Origin of the sequence: Sphingomonas sp. C3-2 (assembly GCF_033025475.1) — a bacterium.
GTDB lineage: Bacteria > Pseudomonadota > Alphaproteobacteria > Sphingomonadales > Sphingomonadaceae > Sphingobium_A.
In genome coordinates, this window is record NZ_CP130322.1 from 2,226,674 (window position 1) to 2,246,693 (window position 20,020).

General features: G+C 65.0%; 13 protein-coding genes. 10 read left to right on the forward strand and 3 right to left on the reverse strand.

Translation table 11 applies throughout. The annotated features are described in order from the left end of the window. The first annotated feature begins 29 nt into the window (after positions 1-29). The gene (locus QYC26_RS10730; RefSeq protein WP_317512215.1) at positions 30-1,244 is read left to right on the forward strand and encodes an MFS transporter; all 1,215 of its coding nucleotides are present in this window, start codon (positions 30-32) and stop codon (positions 1,242-1,244) included. Positions 1,245-1,251: 7 nt separating this feature from the next. Here QYC26_RS10730 and QYC26_RS10735 read toward each other — a convergent pair whose 3' ends face one another. Next, complete coding sequence (locus tag QYC26_RS10735; protein WP_317512216.1) at positions 1,252-2,442, reverse strand: TetR family transcriptional regulator; 1,191 nt, start codon at positions 2,440-2,442, stop codon at positions 1,252-1,254. 229 nt (positions 2,443-2,671) lie between these two features. Here QYC26_RS10735 and QYC26_RS10740 point away from each other — a divergent pair, with 229 nt between their 5' ends. Beyond that, entirely contained in the window at positions 2,672-4,285 is a 1,614-nt protein-coding gene (locus tag QYC26_RS10740; protein ID WP_317512217.1) for a thiamine pyrophosphate-binding protein, read from the forward strand. A 62-nt stretch (positions 4,286-4,347) separates the two neighbouring features. Here QYC26_RS10740 and QYC26_RS10745 read toward each other — a convergent pair whose 3' ends face one another. After that, a complete protein-coding gene (locus tag QYC26_RS10745) occupies positions 4,348-6,564 on the reverse strand; it encodes a TonB-dependent receptor (protein WP_317512218.1) in 2,217 nt (738 codons plus the stop codon). Between the two features lie 255 nt (positions 6,565-6,819). Between QYC26_RS10745 and QYC26_RS10750 the strand changes: the two genes are divergently transcribed. Further along, positions 6,820-9,156, forward strand: coding sequence for a membrane-bound PQQ-dependent dehydrogenase, glucose/quinate/shikimate family (locus QYC26_RS10750; protein WP_317512219.1), 2,337 nt, complete (start codon positions 6,820-6,822; stop codon positions 9,154-9,156). A 6-nt stretch (positions 9,157-9,162) separates the two neighbouring features. On the opposite strand, the gene QYC26_RS10755 is transcribed toward QYC26_RS10750, so the two are convergent. Further along, complete coding sequence (locus tag QYC26_RS10755) at positions 9,163-10,224, reverse strand: hypothetical protein (protein ID WP_317512220.1); 1,062 nt, start codon at positions 10,222-10,224, stop codon at positions 9,163-9,165. Between the two features lie 354 nt (positions 10,225-10,578). On the opposite strand from QYC26_RS10755, the gene QYC26_RS10760 reads away from it, so the two are divergent. From QYC26_RS10760 to QYC26_RS10790, 7 genes are all read left to right on the forward strand, one after another. Then, positions 10,579-11,991 (forward strand): hypothetical protein, encoded by a 1,413-nt coding sequence (locus QYC26_RS10760; protein ID WP_317512221.1) that lies wholly within the window; start codon positions 10,579-10,581, stop codon positions 11,989-11,991. Position 11,992: 1 nt separating this feature from the next. Next, the gene (locus tag QYC26_RS10765) at positions 11,993-13,459 is read left to right on the forward strand and encodes an acyl-CoA reductase (RefSeq protein ID WP_317512222.1); all 1,467 of its coding nucleotides are present in this window, start codon (positions 11,993-11,995) and stop codon (positions 13,457-13,459) included. Positions 13,460-13,594: 135 nt separating this feature from the next. Continuing rightward, positions 13,595-15,307, forward strand: coding sequence for an N-acyl-D-amino-acid deacylase family protein (locus QYC26_RS10770; RefSeq protein WP_317515049.1), 1,713 nt, complete (start codon positions 13,595-13,597; stop codon positions 15,305-15,307). Beyond that, the gene (locus QYC26_RS10775) at positions 15,304-16,557 is read left to right on the forward strand and encodes an MFS transporter (protein WP_317512223.1); all 1,254 of its coding nucleotides are present in this window, start codon (positions 15,304-15,306) and stop codon (positions 16,555-16,557) included. The genes QYC26_RS10770 and QYC26_RS10775 overlap by 4 nt, the downstream gene beginning before the upstream one ends. Before the next feature lie 91 nt (positions 16,558-16,648). Beyond that, the gene (locus QYC26_RS10780) at positions 16,649-17,851 is read left to right on the forward strand and encodes an MFS transporter (RefSeq protein WP_317512224.1); all 1,203 of its coding nucleotides are present in this window, start codon (positions 16,649-16,651) and stop codon (positions 17,849-17,851) included. Between the two features lie 54 nt (positions 17,852-17,905). After that, positions 17,906-18,787, forward strand: a complete 882-nt coding sequence (locus tag QYC26_RS10785; protein ID WP_317512225.1) for a LysR family transcriptional regulator — start codon at positions 17,906-17,908, stop codon at positions 18,785-18,787. Between the two features lie 82 nt (positions 18,788-18,869). Beyond that, on the forward strand, positions 18,870-20,018 hold the full coding sequence (locus QYC26_RS10790; RefSeq protein WP_317512226.1) for an acyl-CoA dehydrogenase family protein: 1,149 nt from the start codon (positions 18,870-18,872) through the stop codon (positions 20,016-20,018). Positions 20,019-20,020: the final 2 nt, after the last annotated feature.

Sequence of the window (20,020 nt, forward strand, 5' to 3'; positions counted from 1 at the left end):
GACGGGTGATGCGGGCAACGGAGACTGTCTTGCACGAGCAGCTGGTGGCGGAGCGCGGGATGACGAGGGGGCCCTATTTCACCCTCTTCGTCCTCTTTTGCAGCCAGATGTTCGCGATCGGTACGATAGCGTACGGGTTCGGCCTGTTGGCCAAACCCATCGCCAGCGAATTCTCCCTGTCGCGGGCGGATATGAATATCGGTCTGATGACGCTGATCCTCGGCATGGCGATCTTTTCTCCCCTGATCGGGCGTGCGCTCGATCGGCTGCCGGGCCGCGTCATCCTGTCGGCGGGGGCGGTGCTGTTCGGGGTAGGGTGCCTCGCCATCGCCCTGTCGGCCTCGCTCGGCGCGATGATCTTTGCGGCCTTTTTCCTCGTCGCCTTTGGCGGCGCGGCGCTGGGGCCACTTACCGGCTCAACGCTCACCGCGCGGGTCTTTTCCGAAAATCGCGGCCGCGCGCTCGGCATTGTCTCGGTGTCGACCTCGGTCGGCGGCATGCTGCTTTTGCCGGTCATGGCCTGGATCGTCGAGGGGCATGGCTGGCGCGCGGCGATCGGTGCGGTCGGGCTCGCCGTGCTCGTCCTCATCGGCGGGCTTGGCTGGCTGGTGCGGACGGGGCCGGCGGAGCAGGATGGGCTGGCCGCCGATGCTGCGCCCGCGCCGCAATGGACGGCGGGTGCTTGCCTCCGCACCGTTGATTTCTGGGCGATCGCGCTGTCGATCGGTCTGGTCATGGCGGTCGATCAGGCGCTCCTCGTCTCGCTCATTCCCTATGGCACCGACCGTGGCTTCTCGCTTCAGTCGGCCACGCTTGTCGTCTCGCTCATCTCGGGGATGGCCATTGCCGGCAAGCTCGCCGTCGGGACGCTGGCAGACCGGGTCGATCCGCGCTGGCTGTTTCTGGGGATCATCGTCCTGACTGCGGCCTTTCTGCTGCTTCTCACCTTCGATCCCGGCTATCCGACGCTGATCGGCGCGGCAGCGGTCGTCGGCATTGGCTTTGGCGGCACGATGCCGCTCTGGGCAACCTTTATCGCCCGGCATTTCGGCACCAGCTCGTTCGGCACGGTGATGGGGCTGATGGTCCCGCTCCAGATGCCGCTCAATCTGATCGCGATCAGCTATGTCGGTCATGCCTATGACCGTTCGGGCAGCTATCATCCGGCCTATTTCATATGTCTGGCGGTGTTGCTCGTGGCGCTGCTCGCGGTGCTGCCGCTGCGCCGCGTGCCGGCGCGCTAGGCGGCGATCATCGGTCGCCGAACAGCGCGCTGAACACGCGTTCGGTTTCTTCGTCCAGATAGGCGCGTCGTTCCGCCGGCGGCAGGCGCAGCGCATATTCGCCGATCGGCGTGGTCGCGGCGGACCAGAGAATGCCGTCCAGATGGTCCGCATCGGCAAAGCCCTGCGCGCGCAGCCAGCGCATCGCGTCGATCCCGCGCACCTGCCGCAGCGTCAGCGCAAGGCTTTCGAACCGGGGAAAGCGGATCGCCGCATGGTTGAGCGCGAGCATCGCGGCGATTTCCCAGCGTTCCTCATCCTTTTCGTCGAGCAGAACCGAGGCGATGAACTGCTGGCGCGGCTGGCGCGCCTGCACCACCGCATGGACGGCGCGGCGCTGGATCTCCTGAAACGCATCGGCGATCAGGTCTTCCTTGCTCGCATAGAAATAGGTCGTTGCGGCAAGCGACACCTCGGCTTCGGCGGCGACCTTGCGGTGCGTCAGATTGGCCAGCCCCTCGCGCCCGATGATCCGCATCGCGGCGTCGATGATCCGGCGTTTGCCCTGCGGAAGGCTGGGCGCCTGATCCACTTCGGGCAGTTCCGGGTCTGGCACGCGCATCAACACCGCACGGCGGGTCAGGCGATCCTCCAGCCGCGCGATTACCGCGCTGATCAACGCATCGCGCCGGAACGCCACCGGATCGAGCAGCGCGAAGGGAACAAGGCCCTCGGCGATCAGCCGGCGTATGGCGATCCTGTCGGGCGCGGTGTCGTGATGCTGCAAAAGCGTCTGCCAAAAGGCGGCGCGCGTCTCGATCGCGATCGCCGGTGGCTCGTCGAGCGGCAGCAGCCCGCGCAGCGCCGCGCGCCGCAGTTCCTGCTGCAGGATGACGAGCGGCCCCAATTCGCGCGTCAGCGCTGTCACCGTCGCCGCGACCAGCGCGCCCGTCGAAAGCAGGCGTGCGGCGGGATCCTCCAGCGCGCGCAGCACACCTTGGCGCCACTCCGCCAAGGTTACCCCCGCCGCGCCGTGAACCGCGTTCAGCAGCCCGGCTATCGTCTTGAAATAATAAATGACCGCCGATGGCGCGATACCGATCCCGCCCGCCACCGCCCGCGCGGTGACGCCGCCAATCCCGGTTGCGCACGCAATGCGCACCGCCTCGGCGACAATCGCCCCCGCTGTTTCCTCGCTGGCCTGTTTCTTTTTGGACATGATCTCACGCCAACTATCTCTTGCGGAAAGAAAATTGGCAAATGCAATTGGTGCTGGCCGGTCCTCCTCCGGATGAACGGTGCGCGCGTGCCCCATGCTCACCCATTTGTGTGATGCGATGCGCCCGATGCTCTTTCAGAATGACGGACGGAAGGAGGAGTCTGGCCTGCTTCCGCCGAGGCGCGTGGTCGAGCGCGTATGATGGAAAAATAACATGGAAGAGCGGGATATGTCTGATCTGGTCACTGGCGGCGAAGCCGTGGTTGCGGCGCTCGAAGCGCTTGGTGTCGAATGTATTTTCGGCGTGCCGAGCCAGCAGAATCTGGCGCTTTTCGATGCCTTGTCGAAATCCACGCAGATCCGGGTGATCGGCACCCGCAATGAGGCGGGGGCCGCGCATGCCGCCGATGGCTATGCGCGCGCGACCGGCAGGCTCGGTGTCGCGATCGTCAGCACGGGGCCGGGCACCGCCAATGCCGTGAACGGGCTTTATGAGGCGGGCTTTGCGTCATCCCCGGTCATGCTCATCACCACGCAGATCGACCGGGTTCATCTGGGCAAGCACAAGGCGTTCATCCACGATGCCGAAGGCCAGTTCGCGATGCTGCAAAGCGTCACCCGGCGCACCGCGCGGGTGCTCCACGGCCACCAGATCCGCGAAACGCTGCTGGCGGTGGCCGAGGATATACTGAGCGGCCGGCCCCAGCCCGGCGCCATCGAAATTCCGACCGATCTGCTCTCGGCGCGCATTCCGGCCAGCACGGCCGCGCCCCGGGCGCTCCAGCATGACGCGCCGAACCCGGCGATGCTGGGCGCGGTCGCCGATCTGATCGCAAAGGCAAAGCGGCCGCTTTTGTGGCTTGGCGGCGGGTGCATCCGGGGCGATGCCGAGGCGTCGGTGCGCGGCTTTGTCGAGCATCTCGGCGCGCCGGTGGTGACGACGCTCAATGGCCGCAGCGCGCTTGCGACCGATCATCCGCTCGCTGTCGGCAGCGCGACCTCCTATCCGGCGTTCCGCAAGCTGCTCGACGCCGCCGATCTCGTGGTGGCGGTCGGCACACGGTTTCAGGCGGTGGCCAGCGGTTTCTGGACGCTTCCGCTGGCGGGCAAGCTGGTGCAGATCGATATCGAACCCGCGATGATCGGGCGTAATTTCCCGGTGCTGGCGGGTGTTGTCGGCGATGCGGGCGAGACGCTCGATGCGCTGCGCGATCTTGTCCCGGGCGGCACCGTCGATCCCGAATTCATACGGTTGGGCGCGGATGTGCGCGATGAACTGCTCGACGATTCCACCGATCGCATCGGCCCCGATCATGCGCGGCTCTGCGATATCGCAGACGCCGTGTTGCCGCACGATCGCATCGTCGTGTGCGATGCGACGATGGTGGGCAACACATGGGGCAGCTACCGGCTTCCGATCCGCAACTTTAGGGGCTTCACTTACAGCACCAGCCTCGCGATCGGCGTGGCGCTGCCTGTCGCGATCGGCGCTGCGATCGGTTCGGGGCACCGCACGCTTGCGATCCACGGCGACGGCGGCGTGATGCTCAATTTGGGGGAATTGGCGACAGCGGTAGAAACGCGCGCGCCGATGACGCTGCTGGTGTTCAACAATCGCGGTTACGGCGTGCTCAAGATCCTGCAGGAAGCGGCGGGCGTCACGCCCTATGCGGTCGATCTCCACACCCCCGATTTTGTCGGACTGGGCAAGGCGATGGGAATGCCGAGCGAACGCGTCGACAATCCCGACGATTTCCAGGCTGCGCTCGAACGGTCGGTGCGGATCGACGGGCCGTCACTGATCGAGGTCGATCTTGCCTTGATGGGCGAACCCCGGCTTTGAGCCGGGGCTGCTTTAATCGACGATGAAATATGGTGGACGCGGGTGCGTCCACCATGGGCAGATCAGTTCCCGAACCGGAATTTGGCCGAAAGGCCGTACATGCGCGGTTCGCCGTACAGTGCGGATTCGAACCCGATCGCGCCACCCAGCGGAAAGCCACCCAGAATATAGGCCTTGTTCGTCAGGTTCGTCGCGAACACCGACAGGTCGATCCCGCTCTGTGCGACGTCGGCCAGCTCGATTCGGGCGTTGACGAGGCTGTAACCGGGATAGGTGGTGATCAGATTGGCGGCGAGCTCGTTCGTGTTCGCACGTCCCTGCCAGCTATAATCGGCCGCCACGCTGAGCCGCCCGAACGACTCTGCTGTCGGCACTGTGTAATGGATCCCGAAGCCATATTTCCATTTGGGCTGGAACGCCGTTTGGCGGCCCTTCACGGCAGCGGTGCCCGGCACCGTCACGTCGCTATGCGCGTCGAGATAGGATGCAAAGCCGTTGATCAGCAGATTGTCGACGGGCTCCAGCGTGGTTTCGAATTCGACCCCCTTGTTCGTCGCTTCGGCCGCGTTGCGGACGAGCGACTGGATCGCGACATTCGGGATCACGACGGGTTGCGAGATCTGGATGTCTTTATACTTGTCGAGGAACAAGGCGAGGTTGGTGCGCAGCGGGAAGCCGACATTCCAATCCGCCTTCAGGCCGATTTCATATTCGTCGACGAATTCGGGTTCGAACCGGGTGAATTCGGGTGCGGGGGAGGGGAGGTTGACGCCGCCGCTCTTGTAACCGTGGCGATAGGCGGCATAAATCTGCGCGTCGTCCGACAGCTTGTACCGCACGGTCGCATCATAGGACGGCGCCTTGAACTTCGCATCCGCGCTGAACGGGCAGGTGATCGGCCCGGTGCCCGTCGGCACGCGCTGGGTGCAGTTGCCCTGCGTGTCGGAAACGCTGATGCTCGCTTCGCGCTTGTCCCAGGTGTAACGGAACCCGCCGGACACTTGCAGCCGATCGGTAAGGTCGGTTTCGACATGCGCGAAGACGGCGTTGCTTTCGTCCCGCGCATCGAGATTGCGGACGGTGATCGTGCCGAACAGGTGCTGGCGCAATTCCTGCGGGAAACCCGGCTTCGACAGTTCGTGGTAGAAACCCAGAATATAGCTGGTGTTCAGCCCCGGGATCCGGCCCTGAACCTGGAACTCCTCGGTCAGTTGCTCCTGACCGGTCTGCCATTTGCGGGGCAGTGTGGCGTTTTCATACAGGAAGGTGGGGATCGGTGTCCCGTCGTAATCGCTTCCCCGATCGATGCGCGATTTCCGGACGGAAATGATGTTCTTGAGCGTGATCGTGTCGGTCACGTCCCACGACGTCTTGTTGGTGATCCCGAAATTATACTGCTCGTCGTACAACAAGGTCGGGATCATCGTGCGCCGCACCCCCAGTTCCTTCTGCCGTTCCAGATAGGGCGCAAGCGCCGCCGCGATCGGCATGTTGGAGTTGATTTGGCGCAATATGGCGGATGTGCCGTTCTGATCCTTGTGCAGTCCGTCGATGATCGTCAGGCTTTCAAAGCCATCGGTCGGGGTGAGCAGAACCGACGCGCGATACGCCTTGTAGTCGCGGTTATCCATGTCCTGGCCGGTGACGACATTCTTGGTGAAGCCGTCGCGCTTGGCGATATTGGCGGCCAGTCGAACCGCAAGAAAATCCTCGATCACGGGCACGTTCAGGACCGCTTCGAATTCGCGCCGATCATAATTGCCGATCGTTGCCTTCGCATGACCCTCGATCACGCCGGTCGGCCGCTGGGGTTCGAACAGCACGGCACCGCCCGTGGTGTTGCGCCCGAAAAGCGTGCCCTGCGGACCTTTCAGCACCTGAACATTGGCGAGGTCGAAAAACATGCCGGGGCCGGCGATGTCGGTCGGCACTTCGGCGAAATAGGTCGCGACGCTGGTGAAGTTGCGCTGGCCGGTGTTGAAGATGCCGGGGCCCTGACCGCGCAGGTAGAAGCTGGCTTCATCGCGCCGTTGTCCCGAGATGTTGAGCCCAGGCACCGATTGCCGCAGATCCTCGACCGCGCGGACGCCCTTCTGTTCGAGCGCCTGGCCCGAAAGCGCGGTGATCGCGACGGGAACTTCCTGAAGCGATTCCTCGCGTCGGCGCGCGGTGACGATGATGTCTTCGATTGTGTGGCTGGAATGCGCTTCCGTGGCTGCCGGTGCATTTCCCTGGGCATCGCTGTCCTGCGCCTGCGCCTCGAACGCGGTAAACGACACAATAACAGCCGCTGACAAACGCAACTTTTGTCGAAATTTCATTCAGCTATCCTCCCCAACGAATGTTGAGCCAATGCCCGCCGGACGGCCTGCGCGGGATGGCGCGGCGCTCTCTCTGATCGGGCGCGTAATGAGGTGCCTGCCCGGGGCGGCTCCGGTCATGATGCAAATGGATGAAGGCAGATCCGTGCCTGGCTGCTACCCCTGCGCATAATGACGCGGATTACGCGCGCGAAAATTGGCAGGGGAGGCAAGATGCTGGGGCGCATGCAGTTATGGTTGGTGGCGCTGGTGATTGGCGCGGCGGGGCTCTGGCTCACCATCGGCGGGGCCTGGCTCATCGGCCTTGGCGGGACGCTCGCCTATCTTCCCGCCGGGCTCGCCTGCATCGCCTCGGCGGTGCTGCTGATGCGTCGATCGAAAATCGGCGCGATGCTTTATTTCGCGCTCCTGATCGCGCTCGCCGTCTGGGCCTGGGCGGAGGTTGGCGCAGACTTTTGGCTGCTCCTGCCGCGTCTGGTCGGCCCCTGCGTGCTCGGGCTCTGGCTGGCCACGCCCTGGATGTGGCGGCAACTGGACGGTTCAGAGGCGCAGGCGCCTGTCGCTACGGGCCTGCGCGTGGTTGCGGGTGTTGCGCTGCCGCTGCTGATCGTCGCCGCGCTGCTCGCCACCCGTTCCGATGATGCGGTGCCCTCAGCGCCGCTGGCACAGGCTGCGATCGGCGGCGATGTGCACGACTGGCCGGTCGTTGGGCGCAGTGCCGGGGGCACGCGCTATTCCCCCGCCGCGCAGATCACATCCGAAAATGTCGCCCAGCTCGAACCCGTCTGGAGCTATCGCACTGGCGACCTGCCGGAAAATTTCCCGAACAGCCGCTCGGCGCAGATGTTCGAAGCAACCCCGATCAAGGTGGGCGACACGCTCTATCTCTGCTCGCCGCGCAACATCGTGATCGCGCTCGACGCCGCAACCGGGCGGGAACGCTGGCGCCATGATCCCCGCGTCGATTCCACGGGCGTGCCGATGCTCATCTGCCGCGGTGTCACCTATTATGAGGCGGCGGCTGGCGCGGCTGAAAGCTGCCCCCGCCGCATTCTCGTCGCCACCGTCGATGCGCGGATGATCGCGCTCGATGCGGGCACCGGCAAACGCTGCCCGTCCTTTGGCGAGAATGGCGAGATTTCGCTGCGCACCGGCCTCGGCGATATTCCGGCCGGCTATTATTATGTCACCTCGCCACCGACGATGATCGGCAATGTCGCCGTGGTCGGCGGGCTCGTGCTCGACAATATGGCGATCGACGAACCCTCGGGTGTGGTGCGCGGTTTCGACGCTATCACCGGGCGTCTGCTCTGGGCCTGGGATGCCGGCGCGGTCGAGGCGAAGGGCGGTAATGCTGCGCAGCAATTCGTGCGCGGATCGCCCAATGCCTGGAGCCTGTTCAGCGTCGATCCGGCGCTGGGCCTTGTCTATATCCCCACCGGAAACTCGACGCCCGATCATTTCGGCGGGCATCGCAACGCGCTGATCGATCGCTATTCGGCGGCGGTCGTCGCGCTTGACGGCACCAATGGGCGGCTGCGCTGGGCGTTCCAGACCGTTCGTCACGATCTGTGGGATTACGACGTCGCTTCGCAGCCCGTGCTGTTCGACATGCCGATGGGCAACACCACCGTCCCGGCGCTGCTCCAGCCCACCAAGCAGGGCGAGATATTCCTGCTCGATCGCCGTACCGGCAAGCCGCTGGCCCCGGTTGGCGAACGCGCGGTGCCCGCCGGCACGATCCCGGGGGAACGCTATGCGCCCACCCAGCCTTCGCTTACCGGCGGCCTCAGCTTCATGCCGCCCCCGCTGGTCGAAGCCGATATGTGGGGCATCACCCCGATCGATCAGCTCTGGTGCCGCATCCAGTTCCGTCGCCTGAAATATCAAGGGCCGTTCACGCCGATCGGTACCGAACCAACGCTGGTCTTCCCCGGCAATAACGGGATCGTCAACTGGGGCAGTGTCGCGGTGGACGAGGCGCGTCAGTTGATGATCGTCAACTCGTCCTACATGCCGCTTGTGGCGCACCTCATCCCGCGCAAGAAAGCGCCGCAAGGCCAGCAGATCGTGCTCAAGGGCAATGCCGCGATCTCGCCGATGACGGGCGCGCCCTATGCGGTCCAGACCGAACGGCCCTTCACCTCCTTCCTCGGCGTGCCGTGCAACGCGCCGCCCTGGGGCAAGCTGTCGGCTGTCGATCTGAAAACGCAAAAGCTGCTCTGGCAACGTCCGCTCGGCACGACGCGCGATCATGCGCCGCTGGGCGTGCCGGTTCCCGGCGTGTTCAATCAGGGCGGCTCGGTGGTGACCGCGGGCGGGGTGATCTTCGTGGCGGCGACGCTCGACAATTATCTGCGCGCGTTCGATCTCGCCTCGGGCAAGGAGCTCTGGAAGGGGCGCCTGCCCGCAGGCGGACAGGCCACGCCGATGACCTATGTCTCGCGCGAGGATGGGCGCCAATATGTCGTCATCGCTTCGGGCGGGCATCAGTTCATGAAAACCCGCATCGGTGATTATGTCATGGCCTTTGCGCTGCCGAAAAAATGAGCTCGCTCAGCTCGATACCGCGGCCGAGCTGAGCAATATCCGCACCAGTTCGCCCTGTCGGTTGGTCCCGGTCTTCAGGAAAATCCCCTGAAGCTGGGACCGCACGGTATGGCGGCTCACCCCGATGGCGGCGGCCGCTTCTTCAAGGCTGGCGCCCCGGCCCAGCGCGCTGGCCAGTGTCGCCTCCGCCGGGGTCAGGCCGAAAAGCGATGCCAGCGTGGTCGCGGGGATCATCGGCTGGCGATTGGGATCGCGCAGCACAAGGATCGCGGTCCGGTGCAGCGGGCGCTTGAGTGGGTAGAAGGGCGGGCCCGGCCGGACGATGACGGTAAGCGGCAGCACCTGCCCGTCGCGCTTTATCGCGATGGGGGAATAACGGTCCCAGTTCGAATGCGCGCTCTGTTCCGATGCCCGTTGCCGGATCTCGCTTATCAGCCGCGTCGTTTCGGCGGCGGAGGACGCCTTCAGCTTGCCATGCGCGCGGTGCAGTCCGTCGCCCGCCGCGAGCAGTGCGTCCGCGATAGGGTTGGTGAGCAGGATTTTGCCGTCGCTGTCGGCCAGGATCACGCCGATGCCGCTGGTCTCGATCGCGGCGTTGGACAGCATCTGCCGCCGTTCCAGTTCGACGATCCGTTCATAGACGCGCATTCCCTGTTCCAGCGGCTGGGCTAGGCTGTTCAGCAGCGCCTCGTCCTCGTCCGAAAATGGTGCCGCGTCATATTTGCGCCAAAGCGCCAGATGGGCGGTCAGCGCCTGATTGCCGCTCACCGGCAGTATCAGCATGCGCCAGCCGTCCTCGGGCATCGCATAGGGGGCGACCTTGCCGTCGCGCAGATCGGCGCAGAAGCCCGATTGCCAAAAGCGGTCCAGCGGCTCGGCCATCATATCGTCATCGGTTACGCAAACCGGCGCATTGTGCGGGGCCAGCGATGGCGCGAGGATCAGCGACACATGATCGCATTGGAAAATCGACCTCGCCCGCTGCAGAAAGCTTTCCCACATCGGGATTTCGGAAAGGCTGTCATACAGGGCGTTGCAGAGCACTTCACGGTTGAGATTATCCGACACGACCTTTTTCTCTCCTGCTCCCATGCCTTGGCTGTTCATGCCGCGTGATCGACGTCGACGGATTTCTCCGCTTCGAATGGCACGTTTGTCACGGCGATGATGCCCTTTTTCCATCGGTCTGCAAAAGGCAAAAACTGCTATTTCCTGCGCTTTTTCGGCGCGATCCTATCGCGTCCGCGCGAATGTCCGGCATCATCCGTTTGCGTGATGCCGGTGCCTTGAATCGGGCCCAGATTGATCCTCGATAACGGCAAACGGGTTCAGCGATGCCGTGTGTCCTCAAGGGGCGGAAAACCTGTCGGGGGCACGCTCGGGTGCAGGGCGCTGGGCCGAACAGAATGGAAAGGATGCGCCATGGCTTCATTGGCCGACACGCTGGCAAAGGACCCACAGGCCTTTGTCGACGCTCCGTATGATTCCGGTTACGCACTCTCCGCCGCGGAACGCGAGCGCGCGCAGCTTGCGGGACTTCGCCTGCGTTTCGACGCGCTGAAGCAGGGGATACCGGCGCTCGCGCGGCTGGCCGAGGAACAGGGCATTCAGGAGATCAATGCGCTCGACGATGTCGTGCCGCTCCTGTTTCCGCACACCGTCTATAAATCCTATCCACTGTCCTTCCTCGAACAGGGGCGGTTCGATCGGCTGACCAAATGGCTCGCCTCGCTCACCACCACCGATCTGTCGGGCGTCGATGTCACCGGCGTGGAGGCGATCGACGAATGGATCGCGGCGCTTTCGGCTGGCAGCGCGCTGATGCCGATCCACACCTTCGGCACCTCGGGCAAGCTGTCGATCATCCCGCGCACGGCGGAGCATCTGCGGCTCGCCGCGACGATCAACGCCCGTGCCATCCGTGATTTCCACGGTGCGGGCAGCGGCCCCGATCTTGTCGAGGATCACATGCCGCTCATCTCGCCCTCCTATCGCCACGGCGCCAGCGCGATTGCGCGGGGGATGAACCTGATGGCCGATCTTTACGGCGGGGGGGAGGCGCTGTTCCTCTATCCCGACGCCTATTTCAGCGCGGATGTCGCCTCGCTCGCCGGGCGGCTCCGCGCGGCCGAGGCGCGCGGCGAAGAGGGGCAGCTGGCCTTGCCCGAGGGGCTGATCAAGCGCCGCGACGAATTCGCCGCGCGCGAGGCCAGCCGCAGCGCCGACATGGACCGCTTCTTTGCCGAGGCCAAGGAACGCTTCGGCGGACGCGACGTCTTCCTGTTCGCGGTGTGGCCAATCCTGTTCGAATGGGCGGAAGAAGGACTGAAGCGCGGCATCAAGGGCGTGTTCGGGCCCAATTCGGTGCTCACCTCGGGCGGCGGCTCGAAGGGGCGTGTCCTCCCGCCCGATTACCGCGAACAGATTTTCGAGTTTCTGGGCTTTGACCGGCACATGGAATTTTTCGGGATGAGCGAACTCATCGCCAATGCCCCGCGCTGCCCGGAGGGCAATTATCACTTCCCGCCCGTCGTGATCCCCTTCGTGCTCGATCCCGAAACCGGCGAGCCGCTTCCCCGCACGGGCCTCCAGACCGGGCGCCTTGCCGTCATGGATCTGCTGGCGGATAGCTATTGGGGCGGGTTCGTGACCGGCGACCGGGTCACCATGGGCGGTTTCGACAGCCCGTGCGCCTGTGGCCGGCACGGCCCCTATATCGAACCGGATATCGCGCGCTTCAGCGACATCAAGGACGGCGACGACAAGATCAACTGTGCCGGCGCGCCCGAGGCGCATGACCGTGCCATCGAATTCCTGCTTGAAAGGACCCATTGAGATGCGCTTTTCGGTCCCCCTGCTGCTGCGCGGCGAAATCATCGAAACCGATCCCGTCGAACATGGCGGCCGTCGCGGCGGTGCGCGCTTCACCGCGCCCGATGTGTCGAAGCATCTCGATTGGCTGCCGCTGCGCAATGCTTCGGCGCTCGCCGAGCTGTACGATATGCCCTTTGCCGAAATCGTCGAATATCTCGATCGGCTCGGCCATAGGCTCGATCCGGCGCGCAATGGCTGGCTGCAGGAATCGTTCGAACTGTCGCGCAGCACCTCGGGGCTGTCGGATTCGATCCTGCGCTATCATTACGGCCTCATCCCCTCCTATTTCACGCCGCAATCGGTGTATGCCATCGCCGAACGGACGATCGGGCTCGACTATCTCGAAGGCTGGGTCGAACAGCCCCCCATGGGCCCCGGCAGCGTGCGTATCCGCGCCATCGGCGCACGCGGTGTCCATATCATCGCGGGCAATGTGCCCGTGGTCGGCGTGACGACGGTGATCCGCAACGCGATCACGCGCTCCGACGCGATCATCAAGACCCCCTCGAACGATCCGCTCACCACTGCCGCCGTCGTGCGCACGATGATCGAGATGGCCCCCGATCACCCGATTACGCGCCATGTTTCGGTGGCCTATTGGAAGGGCGGTGACGAGGCGGTCGAGCAGCATCTTTATGATCCGCGCCGGATCGAAAAGATCGTCGCCTGGGGCGGCTTTGCCGGGATCAAGCACCTGACCCAATATCTCCAGCCGGGCTTGGATCTGATCACGCTCGATCCCAAGCATTCGGGGTCGATCATCGGCAAGGAAGCCTTTGCCGACGACACCGTGCTCCGCTCGGTCGCGCGGCGTCTCGCGGTCGATATCGGCGCGATGAATCAGGAAGGCTGCGTCAATGCGCGCGTCATCCATGTCGAATCCGGCCTCGATGCCGAAGGGATCGCGCGCGCCGAGCGGTTGGGGCAGTTCACCTTCGAGGCGCTGCAGGCGCTCCCCGATCATCTGAGCACCCCGCACAAGGCGTTCGACGGCGAACTCAAGGCCGAGATTGATGCGCTCGCCTTTGTCGACGACGAATACCGGGTGTTCGGCGGGCGCGGCAATGAAGGCGCGGTCATCGTCTCGCGCTCGGATCAGTCGGTCGATTTCGCCCGCATGCTCGCCTGCCGCGTCGCCAATATCGTCCCTGTGGATAATCTGGATACCGCGATCCGCTCGGTGAACAGCTATACCCAGACGATCGGCATCTATCCCGAACCGCTGAAAGAGCGCTTGCGTGACCGGCTCGCCTATCAGGGCGCGCAGCGGCTGGTGTCGCTTGGCGGGGCGGCCACGCTGATGCAGGCGCCGGGCCCGCAGGACGGTATCGAACCCTTGCGGCGCATGGTGAAATGGATCGTCGACGAAAGCGGCGATGGCGCGATGCTCGAGGCGCAGGCGATTGAACAGGCCGCCGCAGCCGCCTGAGGGCTTGGGCCAAGCACAACAATCGCAGTGATAGGGGGAGGGACGCCACCGGCTTCATTCATATGGATGATGCCGGTGGTGCGCTGTAGCGTCACACTCGAACGATATAAAAATGGGAGAGGTGCCTTGTCCGACATGGACCTTGTTCTGCGCAACGGGCTGGTATGCGACGGCAGCGGCGCAGAGCCGATCATTGCCGATATTGCCATTCGGGGTGGCCGCATCGTCGAAATCGGCCAGGTGGCGGCGCGCGGTGCCGAGGAAATCGACGCCACGGGCCATGTTGTCACCCCCGGCTTTGTCGATCTCCACACCCATTATGACGGGCAGGCGATCTGGTCGAACAGGCTGAACCCCTCCTCGCAGCACGGCGTGACGACCGCGGTGCTCGGCAATTGCGGCGTCGGTTTCGCCCCGTGCCGCGCGTCGGATCGCGACCGGCTGATCGGCGTGATGGAGGGGGTGGAGGACATCCCCGAAATCGTCATGGCAGAGGGGCTGAGCTGGGATTGGGAAAGTTTTCCCGAATATCTCGATGCGCTCGATCGTCGCCCGCGCGATATCGACGTCGCCGCCTATCTCCCGCATTCGGCATTGCGCGTCTACGCCATGGGCGAACGCGGCGCGGCGCGCGAACCCGCGACGCCCGATGATATCGCCGTGATGCGCGGGCTTGTCGGTGCGGCGATGGACGCGGGCGCGCTTGGTTTCGCCACTTCGCGCCAGTTCATCCACCGCACCTGCGACGGCGATCTCATCCCCAGCTTCGATGCGTCTGAAACCGAACTGCGCGAACTGGTCGACGCGATGGGCACGGATCGGGGTGTCTTCCAGATCGTGCTCGACACCCCCCATTTCAGCTGGGCGGATGAAGTGGCGATGATGCGCCGCGTGCTGGGGCAGTCGGATCGCACCGCGATGTTCACCCTCGCGCAGGGCGGCCGCGATCCCGATGATTGGCGCAACGTGATGGCGATGGTCCACGAAGCCAATGCCAGCGGCCAGTCGATCCGACCGCAGGTTTTCCCGCGCCCGATCGGCATTGTCATCGGGCACAGCATATCGGCCAATCCCTTCATGGATCGGCCGAGCTTCAAGGCGCTGCCCGACGATTTCGACGCGCGGATCACGGCGCTTCGCGATCCCGAAACGCGCGCGCGCATTCTCGGCGAAAGCTCCACCGGAACGATGACGCCGCTGCAGGCGATGACCAATAATTTCGAGCAGATCTACGTGCTCAGCGATCCGCCGAACTACGAACCCGATCCGGCCGACAGCGTCGCCGGGCGCGCGCGCGCGCTTGGGCTGACGCCCGAGGAAGTCGCCTATGACATGCTGCTCGAAGATGGCGGCCATGCGATGCTCTACGTCGCCGTCGGCAATTATGCGCAAGGCACGCTCGATCCCGTCCGCGACATGCTGCTCGACGATGCCACGCTGCTCGGGCTGGGTGACGGCGGCGCGCATTACGGCATGATCTGCGATGCCAGCTTCCCCACCTTCATGCTCAGCCATTGGGTACGCGACCGCGAAACCGGGCGCCTCCCGCTTGCCTGGGTGGTGAAGGCACTCACGCGCGATGCCGCGCTTGCCATCGGGCTGCGCGATCGCGGGCTGATCGCGCCCGGCATGAAGGCCGATCTGAACGTGATCGATATGGATCGGGTCAGGCTGCACAAGCCCCATGTGCTTCAGGATCTGCCCGCGGGCGGACGCCGGCTGACACAGGGCGCGGACGGTTATGTCGCCACCATCGTCAACGGCACGGTAATCCAGCGCAACGGCACCCCCACCGGCCAGTCGCCCGGCCGGCTGGTGCGCGGCGCGCAGCAGGGGGCGTGCGTATGACGGCGGGTGAAACGGGCCGCATGCATTATGGCTGGGTCGTCGTCGGCGTCATGTTCGTCGCGCAGATGCTCGCCATCGGCACCACCTCCTATGGCTTTGCCTTACTCGTAAAGCCGATTTCGGCGGAATTCGGCCTGCCCCGCGCCGATGTCAATCTGGGGCTGATGATCCTCCTCATCGGCATGGCGATCGCCTCCCCGCTCGTCGGCAAATTGCTCGATCGCATTCCGGGGCGGATCATGGTGGCGCTGGGCGCGGTGCTGTTCGGTCTGGGCGCGGTCTCGATCGCGCTCGCCAAGTCGCTCTGGGTGATGGCGGCGGCGGCGTTCTTCCTGCTGGCGCTCGGCACCGCCATCCTCGGCCCGCTCGCCGCCGCCACGCTCACCTCGCGCTGGTTCGACGAAGGGCGCGGGCGCGCGCTCGGTGTCGTTTCGGTCGCCACCTCGGCGGGGGGCTTCGCGCTCATGCCGGTCATGGCGTTGATGGTCGAGCAACTGGGCTGGCGGACCGCGCTCGCCGCGCTCGGGCTGCTCGTCACGCTGCTGGTCGGTGGGCTCGCACTCTTCTTCATCCGCGAACCCGCGCGCGCCTCTGCCCCCGGCACGCCGCAACCGGCCGTCGATCCCGATGCGCGCTGGACGGCGAAGCGCCTGCTGCGTACCGCCGATTTCTGGCTGATCGCGCTGGCGGTGGGGCTTCTGTTCGCGGTCGATCAGGCGCTGCTCGCATCCCTGGTCGCTTACGGCACCGATCTCGGCTTTTCGCTCGCCGCCTCCGCAATGCTCGTCTCGGCGATTTCGATTTCGGCGATCGTCGGCAAGCTGGTGGTGGGCAGCCTTGCCGACCGCGTCGATTTGCGCTGGCTCTTCGTCGTGCTGGCGGTGATGACCGAGCTGTTCCTCGCCATCCTGCTGGCACAGCCAGGCTATGTCATGTTGATGGCCGCGTCGCTCATCGTGGGGGCTGCGGTGGGGGGCTCGTCGCCGCTCTGGGCGTCGTTCATCGCCGCCCGCTTCGGCCTTGCGTCCTATGGCGGCGTCATGGGGCTGATGGTGATGATCCAGGTGCCGCTCACCCTTACGGCGCTGCGCTATATCGGCCATGTCTATGATGTCGACCGCAGCTATTCGGCCGCGCTTGTCGCCTTCATGGTGGTGGTCGCGATTGCGGCGCTCGTCATCCTGCCCGTCCGGCTGCGCCGGGCGGCGGCCGAAACCCCGGCATCCCCACTGGAACACCAGGCTGCCTAGAGGCGTGTCGCCACGCGATTCACGTTGAACCCTTGATATCGCGGCGTCGAAACTATTTGTGTCCGGACAAATCATGCGCTTTAGCACGTGCATGAGCGTTGAGACCCCGGGCGCCGCGCGGCGCGAATTTGCAGATGGCTGGCACCTCGTTCTGGCGGCGGCGCTGGCGATCAGCGTCGGCACCATGGGCATCGGTTTCTATTCGCTCGGCCTCTTCGTGAAACCGCTTCAGGATGAATTCGGCTGGAGCCGCGCGGCGGTGTCGGGCGCGGCGACCTTCCAGCAATTCGGCATCTTCCTGTCCGCGCCCATTGTCGGGCTGCTGGCAGATCGCTTCGGCATGCGGATGATCGCGGTCGCCAGCTATATTGCGGCGCCGCTGGCGCTGGTCGCGCTTGCGCAGGCGGGCCCATCGGTCACGGGCTGGTACGCTTTGTGGCTGCTCGTATCGCTCGCGGGGTGCGGCACGACGCCCGCCATCTGGGCACGGATCGTCTCGATGCGGTTCGACAGGGCACGCGGGCTGGCGCTCGGGCTGATGCTGCTCGGCACCGGCACGGCGGCCGTGCTCGCGCCCGCGCTGCTGGGCCCCGTCTTCGTCGATTATGGCTGGCGCAACGCGGTGCTGGTAATGGCGGCGGTCACCTTCCTCATCGGCTTTCCCGTCAGCCTGATGGTGCAGGGCGAAAAGGCGAAGGCCGGAACGGTTGCTCCTGCCGAGCGGGGTCGGTTCGAACGCAACCGCCAGACGCTGATCCTGCTGGTCGTTGGCTTTCTGCTCGGTCTCTTCGTCGCCGGGCTGATCGTCCATTTCGTGCCGATGCTCGTCGATCGCGGCATGGCTGCGGGCGATGCGGCGCAGGCTGCAGCGGCGGTCGGCCTTGCCGTGATCGTCGCGCGCGTCGTCGTGGGCTATTTGTTCGATCGGTTTCACGCGCCCTATGTCGCTGCGCTGTTCCTGCTTGCTCCGGTATTCAGTGCAGTGTTGCTGTGGCTCGGCGGGCCGATCCTTCCCGCCGCGCTGATGCTCGGCCTCGCGGCCGGGGCGGAAGTCGACATGCTCGCCTATTTCACCAGCCGCTATGCGCATCTCAAAAATTACGGCGCCACCTATGGCACGATCCTCGGCCTGTTCTGCTTTGGCGCGGGCTGCGGGCCGATCCTCTTCGGCTGGTCGGTCGACCTGACGGGCAATTACGACGCGGCGCTCATCGCGTCGGCCGCCGTGCTCGTTATCGTCGTGGTGCTGGTCGCCGGCCTCGGCGGCTATCTGGAGGAAAAACGCGCGCGATAGGCGGGAAGAAACCAGTGATATTGCCGCTGAACTTTATGATATGCGGCCACTATCATGGAACTTCGACAGCTTCGCTATTTCGCCGCGCTCGCGGATGCGCAGAATTTTCACCGCGCGGCGCAGCGGCTCAACATGTCGCAACCGCCGCTCACCGTGGCGATCCGCAAGCTTGAACAGGAACTGGGGGTCGATCTCTTCGTCCGCACCCCGCGCGGGGTAACGCTGACACCGGCGGGGGAGGCCGTTCTCCCCCATGCCCGCCAGACTTTGGTTCAGGCGGAACTGGTGCGCCAGGCGGCGCGGGACGGGGGCAGTGGGCTGCGCGGACAATTGCGCATCGGCTTTGTCGGCTCCGCCATTTACGGGCTTATCCCCCGTATCGTCCCCGAATTTCGTAAGGCCTATCCGCAGGTCAATCTCGTGCTCCACGAAACCACCTCGGTCGAGGTGGTGAAGGCGCTCCATGCGGGCGAATTCGATGCCGGTCTCGTCCGCCTGCCGATCTTCGACGAACCCGAGTTGGAGACCACGGTGCTCGAACGCGATGTGCTCGCGGTCGCGCTGCCGCACGATCATCCGCTCGCGCGGCGCGACCTGATCGCGCTGGAGGAACTGCAGGGGGAGGCGTTTATCATGTATCCCCAGCCCAGCATCCTGCATGCCAAGACGCTCTGGGCCTGTCATAGCGCGGGCTTCGTCCCCACCATCGCGCAGGAAGCCGCGCAGGTGCAGACGATCCTCTCGCTCATCCAGAGCCGGCTTGGCATCGCGCTCGTACCCGCGCGCACCGCGGTGATCGCGCCGCCCGATATCCACATCGTCACGCTCGCCCCGCAGATCGTGATCGAGAACGGCCTCGCCTATCTGCGCGCCGGGCTGCACCCGATGCTGCGCAACTTCCGCGACATCGCGCTCGCCTGCCACGATATCTCGTGAATATCGCTCTTGTGGAAATCGATATTTGATTAACGGGGTGCGTGCGAACATTCTGCCCTGATCTTTGAGCGTGAGGGCGGCCTTGTTCGACAATCTGGTACTTTCCGACATTCCGGCCGAGGACGAGGCACTGCGCCCCCGCGTGCGCGAATGCATTGCCGAACACATCAAGGGCATGTCGCTCGAACGGCGTGCGCGGTCCTGGATGGGCTTTGACGGCGATTTCAGCCGCATGCTGGGCGCGGCGGGGCTGATCGGCCTCACCATGCCGCGCCGCTATGGCGGGCAGGAGCGCAGCCCCTTTGCGCGCTATGTCGTGGTCGAGGAACTATTGTCGGCGGGCGCGCCGGTCGCCGCCCACTGGATCGCCGACCGCCAAAGCGCGCCCCTCATCCTCAACTTCGGGACCGAGGCGCAGCGCGAGTTCTTTCTACCGCGCATCAGCCGGGGCGAACTTTTCTTTTGCATCGGGATGAGCGAACCCGGCTCGGGCTCGGATCTTGCCAGCGTTCGTTCGCGCGCGGTGCGCACCGCCTCGGGCTGGACGCTTAGCGGTTCCAAGATCTGGACCACCAACGCGCATCTTGCCGATTATATGATCGCGCTTGTGCGGACCGAGGGTACGCCCGAGGATCGCCACAAGGGGCTGTCGCAATTCCTCGTCGATCTGCGCACGCCCGGCATCACCATCCGCCCCATCGCCGATCTTACCGGCGACGCGCATTTCGCCGAGGTGTTCTTCGACGATGTCCATCTGCCCGAAGACGCGCTGATCGGCGAACCCGGCGCGGGCTGGCAGCAGGTGAATGCCGAACTGGCCTTTGAGCGCAGCGGACCCGAACGCATCTTTTCCAGCATCGCGTTGCTCGATGGCTGGGTCAGGCGGCTGGGTGCGGTGGGGGCGCCGCCGGGGATTGATGCTGTGGTTGGCCAGTTCACCGCTGAGCTCGCCGTGCTGCGTCAGATGTCGATCGCCGTCACCGCGCAGCTGGCGGCGGGCGAAAGCCCGGCAACCGAGGCATCGCTCGTCAAGGATCTCGGCACCGCGTTCGAGCAGGCGATCCCGGTGCGGATCGCCGATCTGCTGTCGGCCGATCTGGGTGACGCCGCCGACCGCGATCTCTACCGGACCGCGCTGTATCTCAGCCAGATCGCACCCAGCTTCTCGCTGCGCGGCGGGACGCGTGAGATTTTGCGCGGGATCATCGCGCGCGGCCTCGGGCTGCGTTGAGG

Excerpts from the sequence above, each read along its gene's own strand:
- QYC26_RS10735 (WP_317512216.1), bottom strand. The coding sequence starts at position 2,442 with ATGTCCAAAAAGAAACAGGCCAGCGAGGAAACAGCGGGGGCGATTGTC.
- QYC26_RS10770 (WP_317515049.1), top strand. The coding sequence starts at position 13,595 with ATGGACCTTGTTCTGCGCAACGGGCTGGTATGCGACGGCAGCGGCGCA.
- QYC26_RS10760 (WP_317512221.1), top strand. The coding sequence starts at position 10,579 with ATGGCTTCATTGGCCGACACGCTGGCAAAGGACCCACAGGCCTTTGTC.
- QYC26_RS10775 (WP_317512223.1), top strand. The coding sequence starts at position 15,304 with ATGACGGCGGGTGAAACGGGCCGCATGCATTATGGCTGGGTCGTCGTC.
- QYC26_RS10780 (WP_317512224.1), top strand. The coding sequence starts at position 16,649 with ATGAGCGTTGAGACCCCGGGCGCCGCGCGGCGCGAATTTGCAGATGGC.
- QYC26_RS10765 (WP_317512222.1), top strand. The coding sequence starts at position 11,993 with ATGCGCTTTTCGGTCCCCCTGCTGCTGCGCGGCGAAATCATCGAAACC.
- QYC26_RS10740 (WP_317512217.1), top strand. The coding sequence starts at position 2,672 with ATGTCTGATCTGGTCACTGGCGGCGAAGCCGTGGTTGCGGCGCTCGAA.
- QYC26_RS10750 (WP_317512219.1), top strand. The coding sequence starts at position 6,820 with ATGCTGGGGCGCATGCAGTTATGGTTGGTGGCGCTGGTGATTGGCGCG.
- QYC26_RS10785 (WP_317512225.1), top strand. The coding sequence starts at position 17,906 with ATGGAACTTCGACAGCTTCGCTATTTCGCCGCGCTCGCGGATGCGCAG.